At 56.8% G+C, this 11,191-nt stretch carries 11 protein-coding genes and 1 riboswitch; of the genes, 5 read left to right on the top strand and 6 right to left on the bottom strand.

Going from position 1 to position 11,191, the window contains the following annotated elements; all coding sequences use genetic code 11:
- Positions 1-390 precede the first annotated feature (390 nt).
- On the top strand, positions 391-1,980 hold the full coding sequence (gene purH / locus ACGS9J_RS26440) for a bifunctional phosphoribosylaminoimidazolecarboxamide formyltransferase/IMP cyclohydrolase (protein WP_442233544.1): 1,590 nt from the start codon (positions 391-393) through the stop codon (positions 1,978-1,980).
- A gap of 47 nt (positions 1,981-2,027) precedes the next feature.
- Positions 2,028-3,311 (top strand): phosphoribosylamine--glycine ligase, encoded by a 1,284-nt coding sequence (gene purD, locus ACGS9J_RS26435; protein WP_442233543.1) that lies wholly within the window; start codon positions 2,028-2,030, stop codon positions 3,309-3,311.
- A 45-nt stretch (positions 3,312-3,356) separates the two neighbouring features.
- Here the strand turns inward: purD and ACGS9J_RS26430 are convergent, their stop codons facing one another.
- From ACGS9J_RS26430 to nudC, 6 genes are all read right to left on the bottom strand, one after another.
- Positions 3,357-3,995: a DUF1481 domain-containing protein gene (locus ACGS9J_RS26430; protein WP_442233545.1), complete on the bottom strand. Its 639-nt coding sequence runs from the start codon at positions 3,993-3,995 to the stop codon at positions 3,357-3,359.
- Between the two features lie 69 nt (positions 3,996-4,064).
- Complete coding sequence (gene hupA, locus ACGS9J_RS26425) at positions 4,065-4,337, bottom strand: nucleoid-associated protein HU-alpha (protein ID WP_012004757.1); 273 nt, start codon at positions 4,335-4,337, stop codon at positions 4,065-4,067.
- 188 nt (positions 4,338-4,525) lie between these two features.
- Positions 4,526-5,116: a YjaG family protein gene (locus tag ACGS9J_RS26420; RefSeq protein WP_004953973.1), complete on the bottom strand. Its 591-nt coding sequence runs from the start codon at positions 5,114-5,116 to the stop codon at positions 4,526-4,528.
- A gap of 48 nt (positions 5,117-5,164) precedes the next feature.
- Positions 5,165-5,851, bottom strand: coding sequence for a deoxyribonuclease V (gene nfi, locus ACGS9J_RS26415; RefSeq protein ID WP_442233542.1), 687 nt, complete (start codon positions 5,849-5,851; stop codon positions 5,165-5,167).
- A 9-nt stretch (positions 5,852-5,860) separates the two neighbouring features.
- Positions 5,861-6,925 (bottom strand): uroporphyrinogen decarboxylase, encoded by a 1,065-nt coding sequence (hemE, locus tag ACGS9J_RS26410; RefSeq protein ID WP_442233541.1) that lies wholly within the window; start codon positions 6,923-6,925, stop codon positions 5,861-5,863.
- Positions 6,926-6,965: 40 nt separating this feature from the next.
- Entirely contained in the window at positions 6,966-7,733 is a 768-nt protein-coding gene (gene nudC / locus ACGS9J_RS26405) for an NAD(+) diphosphatase (protein WP_442233540.1), read from the bottom strand.
- Positions 7,734-7,832: 99 nt separating this feature from the next.
- Between nudC and rsd the strand changes: the two genes are divergently transcribed.
- The 3 genes from rsd to thiE all read left to right on the top strand — a co-directional run bounded on the left by rsd (position 7,833) and on the right by thiE (position 11,189).
- On the top strand, positions 7,833-8,336 hold the full coding sequence (gene rsd, locus ACGS9J_RS26400) for a sigma D regulator (protein WP_442233539.1): 504 nt from the start codon (positions 7,833-7,835) through the stop codon (positions 8,334-8,336).
- Between the two features lie 38 nt (positions 8,337-8,374).
- Positions 8,375-8,499, top strand: a riboswitch (TPP riboswitch).
- Positions 8,500-8,614: 115 nt separating this feature from the next.
- Entirely contained in the window at positions 8,615-10,558 is a 1,944-nt protein-coding gene (gene thiC / locus ACGS9J_RS26395; RefSeq protein WP_442233538.1) for a phosphomethylpyrimidine synthase ThiC, read from the top strand.
- The gene (gene thiE / locus ACGS9J_RS26390) at positions 10,551-11,189 is read left to right on the top strand and encodes a thiamine phosphate synthase (protein ID WP_442233537.1); all 639 of its coding nucleotides are present in this window, start codon (positions 10,551-10,553) and stop codon (positions 11,187-11,189) included. The genes thiC and thiE overlap by 8 nt, the downstream gene beginning before the upstream one ends.
- Positions 11,190-11,191: the final 2 nt, after the last annotated feature.

The following is an 11,191-nucleotide window of genomic DNA, read 5'->3' as shown; positions in this document are numbered from 1 at the left end:
ATTTTTTCTCTTCGAACCCCGGAGACTCTGTGAAGTTGTTCACATGTTCCGTGTCGATGGAGGCGCATTATAGGGAGTTCCTCGCAGGTCGCAACCGGTATTTTCGACAAAAACGATCGTTTGCTGCATTCCACAGCAAAAGCCCGCCTTATACCCTGTTGTGCACAAACTTATCCACAGAAGCCATTTGCACGGAAAATTTACGAGCGCCACGCAAACGTTTTCGCTACAATTCCCCGCGACGAAACGCTCCCCTTTTTATGGGGGCGTTACCTGAATTTGTGCCCGACGCCCCCTATATAGAGAGAAAAACCTTTCTTTATAGAGAGTAGAAGGTGGAAATTCACGTAACGCTCTTTTATTGCGACTCCAAAGCCAAGGGATAAAACCATGCAACAACCTCGTCCAATCCGCCGGGCCCTGCTCAGCGTCTCTGACAAAGCCGGTATCGTTGAATTCGCCGAAGCGCTTTCAAGCCGTGGTGTTGAACTGCTCTCCACCGGCGGCACTGCTCGCCTGCTGGCAGATGCCGGCCTGCCTGTTACCGAAGTTTCCGACTACACCGGTTTCCCGGAAATGATGGATGGACGAGTGAAGACCCTGCACCCGAAGGTCCACGGTGGCATTCTGGGCCGTCGTGGCCAGGACGATGGCATCATGAGTCAGCATGACATCAAGCCGATCGACATGGTGGTAGTGAACCTGTATCCATTCGCCCAAACCGTGGCACGCCCAGATTGCTCGCTGGAAGATGCGGTAGAGAACATCGATATTGGCGGCCCGACCATGGTGCGCTCTGCGGCGAAGAACCACAAAGACGTCGCCATCGTAGTAAAGAGCAGCGACTACGCCGCTATTATTACCGAGATGGATAACAACGACGGCTCGCTGCAATACGCCACTCGCTTCGATCTGGCCATCAAGGCTTTTGAACACACCGCCGCCTACGACAGCATGATCGCCAACTACTTCGGCGCGCTGGTGCCGGCCTACCACGGCGACACCGAACAGCCTTCCGGTCGTTTCCCTCGTACGCTGAACCTTAACTACATCAAGAAGCAGGATATGCGCTACGGTGAGAACAGCCACCAGCAAGCTGCCTTCTATATAGAAGAGAACGTTGAGGAAGCTTCTGTCGCCACTGCCGATCAATTGCAGGGCAAAGCACTGTCTTACAACAACATCGCCGATACCGATGCCGCGCTGGAATGCGTGAAAGAGTTCGCCGAACCGGCTTGTGTCATCGTCAAGCATGCCAATCCGTGCGGTGTGGCGATAGGCGACGATATTCTGGCAGCCTATGAGCGCGCTTATCAAACCGATCCTACCTCCGCGTTCGGCGGTATTATCGCCTTCAACCGTGAACTGGATGCCGCCACCGCGCAGGCCATTATCAGCCGTCAGTTTGTGGAAGTGATTATCGCCCCAAGCATCAGCCAGGAAGCGCGTTCCCTGCTGGCCGCCAAACAGAACGTTCGCGTACTGGCCTGTGGTCAGTGGCAACAACGCATTGCCGCTCTGGACTTCAAACGTGTCAACGGCGGCTTATTGGTGCAGGATCGCGATCTGGGCATGGTGAGTGAAGGCGATCTACGTGTCGTGTCCGAACGTCAACCGACCGCCCAGGAACTGCGTGATGCGCTGTTCTGCTGGAAGGTAGCCAAGTTCGTTAAATCCAACGCGATTGTTTACGCCCGTGACAACATGACCATCGGCATAGGCGCCGGGCAAATGAGCCGCGTGTATTCCGCCAAGATCGCCGGTATCAAGGCCGCGGACGAAGGCCTGGAAGTCAAAGGCTCCGCTATGGCGTCCGATGCCTTCTTCCCGTTCCGTGACGGTATCGATGCCGCTGCGGCCGTGGGCATCAGCTGCGTGATCCAGCCTGGCGGTTCTATCCGCGATGATGAAGTGATTGCCGCCGCCAACGAACACGGCATTGCGATGATCTTTACCGATATGCGTCACTTCCGTCATTAATCCTTTTGCTGCGTGCGCTGCAGCGCACGCCCTTCGTGGAGCACCTGATGAACATTTTAATTATCGGCAACGGCGGACGCGAACACGCGCTGGCCTGGAAAGCCGCTCAGTCGCCACTGGCGGACAACGTTTACGTCGCCCCCGGCAATGCCGGCACCGCGCTGGAACCAAGCCTGACGAACGTCGCGATCTCCGCTACCGATATTCCAGCCCTGCTCGCCTTTGCCCAGAGCCATGACATCGGGCTCACCATCGTCGGGCCGGAGGCACCGCTGGTGATTGGCGTGGTTGACGCCTTTCAGGCCGCCGGTCTGAAAATCTTTGGGCCCTCGCAGGCGGCAGCCCAGTTAGAAGGCTCCAAAGCCTTCACCAAAGATTTCCTGGCACGTCACAATATCCCGAGCGCCGAGTACCAAAACTTTACCGAAGTCGAACCCGCGCTGGCCTATGTGCGCAGCAAAGGCGCGCCAATCGTCATCAAGGCCGACGGTCTGGCTGCCGGTAAAGGCGTGATTGTTGCCATGACGCTGCAGGAAGCGGAAGACGCGGTGCAAGACATGCTGGCAGGCAACGCATTTGGCGATGCAGGCCACCGTATCGTAGTAGAAGAGTTTCTGGATGGCGAAGAAGCCAGCTTTATCGTCATGGTCGATGGTGAAAACGTGGTGCCGATGGCCACCAGTCAGGATCACAAACGCGTCGGTGACGGCGACACCGGTCCGAACACCGGCGGCATGGGGGCTTACTCCCCGGCACCCGTGGTGACCGATGAAATCCACCAGCGTGCCATGGACCAGGTTATCTGGCCAACCGTGCGCGGCATGGCGGCGGAAGGTAACACCTACGTCGGTTTCCTGTATGCCGGGCTGATGATCTCCGCAGACGGTCAGCCGAAAGTCATTGAATTCAACTGCCGCTTTGGCGATCCGGAAACCCAGCCGATCATGCTGCGCCTGCGCTCCGATTTGGTTGAGCTGTGCCTGGCCGGTGCGGATGGCAAACTGGATGAGAAAACGTCCGAGTGGGATGAACGCCCTGCGTTAGGCGTGGTACTGGCTGCCGGCGGTTATCCGGGCGACTATAACAACGGTGAAGTCATTCAGGGTCTGCCGCAGCAAGAAAGCGCCGACGGCAAGGTATTCCATGCCGGCACCCGTATGCAGGGTAATGAGGTGGTGACCAGCGGGGGTCGCGTGTTGTGCGTTACCGCACTGGGTGAAACGGTGGCTCAGGCGCAACAACGCGCTTACCAGTTGGCGGAAGGCATTCAGTGGCCAGGCAGTTTCTGCCGCAAGGACATTGGCTATCGTGCGATTGCGCGCGGCAAATGATCTGAACGCCAAAAACGCTCAAGGCTCCGCAATGCGGGGCCTTTTTTATAGCTGATTTTCTTTCGGTTCCCAGCGACAAAAATCATCATTCGCCACCAGCAGCAGTTCACGCCCTTCAGGCGCCTCCAGCCAGGCGATATTCACCGGTTGGCTACTGTTGCGGGCGCGACGCTCAATCCAGGCTTCGGCACTGCCGTCCAGCCCGGGTTTCAGCGTTTGGCCATCGCAGGTTTGCACCGAGCCCTGCTGCCAACGCCCCTGCAGCAGTTTCACATTGCCGGCACGCAGCGCGTTGCTCACTTCAAGCACTCGCCGCGCCTGGTATTGATACAGCGCGATGTCGTCGGCGGTCAGTTGTTCACGCCGCGTGGCCAGTTGGCGCTGCATAAAGCTCACTTCGCCGTCATCGGCAAAGCGCAGTTGGATAGAGTCACGATCACCATCGGCGTCAGTGCGTTTAATCTGGCGCAGTTCGCCGTTTTGATATTCGTACAGGGTAGTGACGGTGCCCGGACCGCGATAAGGACTGTAGACGCTCATCAACACCAATGGACGGTGCCGATCGTCGTCCTTGCGCCACAGGCGGATAACGCCCTGGTCGGCCACATAGCCGCTGGCACTAAAGGCAGGGGGATCTGAATGACTGCTGCAGGCGCTTAGGCCACCGGCAATGCCGATGACCATAAGCGCCTGTCGGATAAACAAAAGGGGCACAATTGCCCCCCTGTTTAATCTTTTCACCAACACGCAGTATTACTTAACTGCGTCTTTCAGTGCTTTACCAGAAACGAACGCAGGCACGTTAGCAGCTGCGATTTTGATTTCTTTACCAGTCTGCGGGTTGCGACCAGTGCGCTCGTTGCGGTGGTTTACCTTGAAAGTACCGAAACCAACCAATTGTACTGCATCACCTTCTTTCAGAGACTCAGTAATAGCAGCCAGGGTAGATTCCAGAGCCAGTTTAGCTTGTGCTTTGGAAAGGTCAGCCTTGTCCGCGATTACATCAATCAGTTGAGTCTTGTTCATAAGTTATCCTTACAGTGTGTTTATCGTTTGCAAAGCATCGAGTGCGACGGATATGCCGATTGACAGCACTCCCTGCATACACGCACCGATAGCCACTTTTTTTACGCCCCCCAAATGTAGACCAGACAGGGTGCGGATGTGAAGCCTTAAGGCATGACAAATCAGGCGTTAAATCACGTTTTCTTGCCTTATTGCGTTAAATTTATCCCGATATTACTTACCGCGGCCTCGCGGAGGTCAGAACGCAAGCCTTTAATCAGCTCTAAATCGCGTTCTTCACAGTCAGCCAACAGGCGGAAAATTTCCCATTGGATGTCCCATTCTTCCTCTACCGCAGGCAAAACTTTCAGCTCATCGTCGGTCATTTCTTTACCGGCTTGAGTCATTTCCAACATCGCCACGGTGCGAATTGACGTTTCGCTAATGGCGATGGCGTGCTCTAGCGTCTCCCCGCTGAGTCGCGAATGGATCAGTTCACCTAATGCGATACAGGCGTCAATAGCCGGGTAAACGCCGTAAAGATCGTAATCTTCTGCCGAAGGTATCGCCTCTTCCAGCTTCTCCAGCTGGCTGTCAAAGTTGACCTTGGCGTCCTTGACCACCAGCGTTTCCCACACCAAATCCAGAATGCGGCGGTAAATCGCCGGATCGCCGAACTCGGTTTGCAGGCAGAACATCTGGTAATTCGGATACATACGCTCGCACAAACTGGCCATAAAGGTCAAATGTTGCCAGCTCTCAAGTTTTTCCAGACGTAAATGGATCGGGTTACGTAGCATTATTCACTCTCTTACGCGTTATCTGCGCCGCAGTGTACCCGAAATCGGTCATTGCGACACCTCTGGATGCTGCTGCAACCAGCGCTGGAAGGCCGGACGGCGCGAGGCGATGGCATCTGCCCAGCGTGTGGGTTCCGGCAAACGGTAGCCCGCCATGCAGCCTTGTACCCAGGCCAACGCGCTGTCGGCCCCAACACGGTGGCCGGTGGAGATAAACAACGGATTACAACGCGCCTTGCTACGCCACACCCAACCAAGCTGCTCGCCTTTGTCTTCCAGCGGCGCCAACGCACCGGCGGCGGCGTCCAATGGGGCAAATTTACCGCACAGGCGCTTTTTAGCGACGCCGATGGTCGGCACGTCGACCAGCAGGCCAAAATGGCTGGCAACGCCCAAACGGCGCGGATGTGAGATGCCATGACCGTCGACAAAAACCAGATCCGGCTTCTGCTGCAGTTGCTCCCAGGCAGCAAGCAATGCGGGGTATTCGCGAAAGGATAAAAACCCGGGAATGTAGGGCATGGTAGTCGCGACACGGGCCACCTGGTACTCCACCAGCTCCAGCGATGGATAGCGCAGGATGGCAATGGCGGCACGAGTCACCTCACCTCCCTGTTCAAAGCCCACGTCGGCACCGGCAATAAAAGCCGGTCGCTCGACGCGAAAGTCATCGAAACGGATCACCTCCGAGGCGCGCTGCAATTGCTCCGCGCGTAGGGCTTGAGTATCTATCACGTCCGGTCCTTAGCGATGGTATTTGCCCGATTGGGCGTGAACGGCCTCAACAAAGGCGCCGGCATTTTCTGGCGGCACATCCAAATGAATACCGTGGCCCAGGTTGAACACATGCCCTTCGCCGTGACCGAAACCGGCCAGAATGGTTTCCACTTCCTGACCGATACGCTCAGGCGACGCATACAGCATTGACGGGTCCATATTGCCCTGCAGCGCCACTTTATCCCCAACACGACGGCGCGCGTCAGCGATATCGGTCGTCCAATCAAGACCCAACGCGTCACAACCGGTCGCCGCCATCGCCTCCAGCCACTGACCACCGCCTTTGGTGAACAACGTTACCGGCACGCGACGGCCATCGTTTTCACGCAGCAGGCCATCGACAATCTTGTGCATGTAATGCAAGGAGAATTCGCGGTAATCACGGCCGGTCAGCACGCCGCCCCAGGTATCGAATACCATCACCGACTGCGCACCGGCTTTAATCTGGGCATTGAGATACAAAATAACGCTGTCCGCCAACTTATCCAGCAGCAGGTGCAACGTGGCGGGTTCCGCGTACATCATTTTTTTCAGTTTGGTGAAGGCCTTGCTGCTGCCGCCTTCCACCATATAGGTCGCCAGCGTCCACGGACTGCCGGAGAAACCGATCAATGGCACTTCGCCCTTAAGTTCGCGGCGGATAGTGCGCACCGCGTTCATCACGTAGCCCAGTTCCACTTCCGGATCGAACGCAGGAAGCTTGTCCACATCGGCGCGGCAGGTAATAGGTGAGGAGAAACGCGGACCTTCGCCGTTTTCGAAATACAGGCCCAGCCCCATGGCGTCGGGAATGGTGAGGATGTCGGAGAACAGGATGGCCGCATCCAGCGGGAAACGACGCAAGGGTTGCAGCGTGACCTCGCAGGCCAGCTCCGCGTTCTTGCACAGCGACATGAAATCACCGGCCTGGGCACGGGTGGCTTTGTACTCCGGTAAATAACGACCGGCCTGACGCATCATCCATACGGGGGTCACATCTACCGGCTGACGCAACAGCGCGCGCAGGTAACGATCGTTCTTCAACTCATTCATTTATGGGGCTCCCTTATTCATCTGCCGCTATTGTAGCGAGTTATTGCTCGCGGCATAAGGCTACGGTGTCCTCTATCAGGCGGCGCGCCACGGTGCCGGGCGGCGGCAACAGCGGCAACTGATCGTAGCGGTACCAGCCGGCGTTCAGCAGCTCTTTCGGATCGTGACGGATCTCGCCCCGATGGTAATCGGCCATAAAGGCCATCATCAGCGAATGCGGGAACGGCCAGGGTTGCGAGGTGACATAGCGCAGGTTTTTGATTTCAATATTACTTTCTTCCATGACTTCCCGCGCTGCCGCCTGCTCCAACGTTTCGCCTACCTCGACGAAACCGGCCAGAACGGTATGGATGCCGCCGCGATGGCGCACATGTTGCGCCAGCAGGATCTCATCGTCACGCCGAATGGCGACGATCACGCAGGGGGCGATCTGCGGGTAGTAACGCTCGCGGCAATTGCCGCACAGGCAGGCGCTCTCGGTGCGGCTGAGATGCATCTCGTGCCCGCAGTAACCGCAGTAGCGATGAGAACGGTAAAAGTCAGCCAGTTGCACCCCGCGCCCGGCGAGCTGAAACAGCCCACGGTCGAGTTCAAGCAGTTGGCGCACCGAGCCCATCTCCTGCGGCATCGTATGGCGCACCAGCCACACCGGCAACCCTTCCCACTCGCCAATGGTACGTGCCATCCTCCCCTTCAGAGAGAATGACGATGCAGTCCCACACGGCAGTTCACCGTTCGGTAACCAAAGTTTGCTTTCATGACTGACTATCCACCAGCCATTTTCATTACCCGTTAATGCAAGTTCCATATCGTTGTTGCACAACCTCAGCTTCACTGGCACTCTACAAATCGGCCTTGTAACATTTTAATAACTTACTGTTACGTCTTATTACTTACGGAGTCAAACATGCTCAACCGTTTGGAAAGCCTGACTCAGCGCGTTGGTGGTAGTAATGAATTAGTTGATCAATGGCTTCAGGCGCGCAAGCAATTGCTGGTCGCCTATTGCACCCTCGTGGGCATCAAACCGAATAAAGAAAAGCATACGCCGCTGAATGAAAAAGCGCTGGAGAACTTTTGCCATAATCTGGTGGATTACCTCTCCGCCGGCCATTTCCATATCTATGACAGAATTATCAAGCAAGTGGAAGGCGCATCCAGTCCGAAAATGACCCTGGCGGTTAATATCTATCCCAAGCTGTGGGCCAATACCGAGCAGATTATGGTTTTCCACGATCGCTATACCGAAGTGGATATCGATCAGGACGTATGCCTGGAATTTCATCAGGCATTGTCGGATATCGGCGAAACTCTGGCAGCGCGTTTCACCCTGGAAGATAAGCTGATCCAGCTGGCGGCGGAAGCCTGGCAGCAAGCTCAAGCGGACGAGGCACTGGATCAGGCCCGTTAGAATTTTGTAGTTTTTTTTATTCACCCTCCTATACTGGGGGCATCTTGTCGGAGTGCCTAGCGCCTGATTTGTTCATCAAATTGGCCAGGCTGAGACCGTTAATTCGGGATCCGCGGAACCTGATCGGGTTAATACCCGCGAAGGGAACAAGAGTAATCTATCGCCACAGGCAGGAACCCCGATTTGGGATAAACCCGCCTTAAACGGCCAGCATCATTACTCCCTCCGAGCTCCAGACAAGCAACTTTCCCAACCCAACACACTGGTAGGAACTTGCTATGTCTAACGTTAAAAAACCCCGTGCCCGTAAAGAGCAACGCGAAGAAGCCCAACAGTTTATCGATACGCTTCAGGGCGTTTCCTTTCCCAACTCACGCCGTATTTATCTGCAGGGTTCGCGCGACGATCTGCAGGTGCCGATGCGTGAAATCCAGCTTAGCCCGACGCTGCTTGGCGGCGACAAAGACAACCCGCAGTACGAGCAAAACGAAGCCATTCCGGTCTATGATACCGCCGGCCCCTACGGCGATCCGCAATCCGAACTCAACGTGCATACCGGCCTGGCCAAGCTGCGCGCGGACTGGATAGCCGAACGCGGTGATACCGAAGCCCTCAAAGGTGTCAGCTCCGGTTTCACCCAGCAGCGCCTGGCGGATGAAGGCCTGGATCACCTGCGCTTTGAACATCTGCCGCTGCCACGCAAGGCGCAACCCGGCAAGTGCGTCACCCAGTTGCACTACGCGCGCGCCGGCATGATTACCCCGGAGATGGAGTTTATCGCCATCCGCGAAAACATGGGGCGCGAACGCATCTGTGGTGAGGTCCTGCGCCACCAGCATCCAGGCCAAAGTTGGGGGGCCAACCTGCCGGAGAACATCACGCCGGAATTCGTGCGACAGGAAGTGGCGGCCGGTCGCGCCATCATCCCCGCCAATATCAACCACCCTGAATCCGAGCCAATGATCATCGGCCGCAACTTCCTGGTGAAGGTGAACGCCAACATCGGCAATTCGGCGGTGACCTCATCCATCGAAGAAGAAGTCGAGAAGCTGGTGTGGTCCACCCGCTGGGGTGCCGACACCGTGATGGATCTGTCCACCGGCCGCTATATTCACGAAACCCGTGAATGGATCCTGCGTAACAGCCCGGTACCTATCGGTACGGTGCCTATCTATCAGGCGCTGGAGAAAGTGAACGGCGTAGCGGAAAACCTGACCTGGGAAATGTTCCGCGATACGCTGCTGGAGCAGGCGGAACAAGGCGTCGACTACTTCACCATCCACGCTGGCGTCCTGTTGCGCTATGTGCCGATGACCGCCAAACGCCTGACCGGCATCGTCTCTCGCGGCGGTTCGATCATGGCCAAATGGTGCCTGTCCCATCATCAGGAAAACTTCCTGTACCAACACTTTCGCGAGATCTGCGAGATCTGCGCCGCCTATGACGTCTCGCTGTCCCTCGGCGATGGCCTGCGCCCCGGCTCAATCCAGGACGCCAATGACGAAGCACAGTTCGCCGAATTGCATACCCTGGGTGAATTGACCAAAATTGCCTGGGAATATGATGTGCAGGTGATGATCGAAGGCCCAGGCCACGTGCCGATGCAGATGATCCGTCGCAACATGACCGAGGAACTGGAGCACTGCCACGAAGCGCCGTTCTACACCCTTGGCCCGTTGACTACCGATATCGCCCCAGGCTATGACCACTTCACCTCCGGTATTGGCGCCGCGATGATCGGCTGGTTTGGCTGCGCCATGCTGTGTTACGTCACGCCGAAGGAACACCTCGGGCTGCCGAACAAAGAGGACGTCAAGCAGGGGCTGATCACCTACAAGATTGCCGCTCACGCCGCCGATTTGGCCAAGGGCCACCCTGGCGCGCAGATCCGCGATAACGCCATGTCCAAAGCGCGTTTCGAATTCCGTTGGGAGGATCAATTCAATCTGGCGCTCGATCCGGCCACCGCGCGCGCTTATCACGATGAAACCCTGCCGCAAGAATCCGGCAAAATCGCCCACTTCTGTTCAATGTGCGGACCCAAATTCTGCTCGATGAAAATTTCGCAGGAAGTTCGCGATTATGCCGCGGCGCAGGAAGCCGCTAAACCGATAGAAGTGCAACTCACCGGCATGGAAAAGATGTCGGCCGAGTTCCGTTCACGCGGCAGCGAGCTGTACCACAGCGCCGGCAACCTGCAAGAGGAGTTGAGCAATGACTGATATCATCACGCCTTTCCCCGCCACACCGCACAAGCTGGGGTTATACCCGGTAGTCGACAGCGTTGAATGGATTGCCCGGCTGCTGGAGGCAGGTGTCACCACGATCCAACTGCGTATCAAAGATCTGCCGGATGAGCAGGTCGAAGCGGATATCGCCGCCGCCATTGCGCTCGGCAAGCGGTATCACGCCCGGTTGTTTATCAATGATTATTGGCAACTGGCGATTAAACACCACGCCTATGGCGTGCATCTCGGCCAGGAAGATTTGGACACCACCGATCTGGCGGCCATTCATCGCGCCGGGCTGCGTTTAGGGGTTTCCACCCATGACGATGCCGAGCTGGCCCGCGCCATTGCAGTGAAACCCTCCTATATCGCGCTGGGGCATATCTTCCCGACGCAAACCAAGGATATGCCTTCGGCGCCCCAGGGTCTGACAGAGCTGAAACGCCATATTGCCGGGTTAAATGACTACCCGACGGTAGCGATCGGCGGGATCAGTATCGATCGCGTAGCCGCCGTGCTGGACTGCGGCGTCGGCAGCGTGGCGGTGGTCAGTGCCATTACCCAAGCGCCGGACTGGCGCGCCGCTACCGCACAACTGCTGCAACTGATCGAAGGCAAGGAGTAACG

This window comes from Serratia quinivorans (assembly GCF_052113645.1).
GTDB classification, from domain to species: domain Bacteria; phylum Pseudomonadota; class Gammaproteobacteria; order Enterobacterales; family Enterobacteriaceae; genus Serratia; species Serratia quinivorans_B.
The sequence above is the reverse complement of the archived record's forward strand: the minus strand, read 5'-3'. Positions and strand labels throughout refer to the sequence as shown.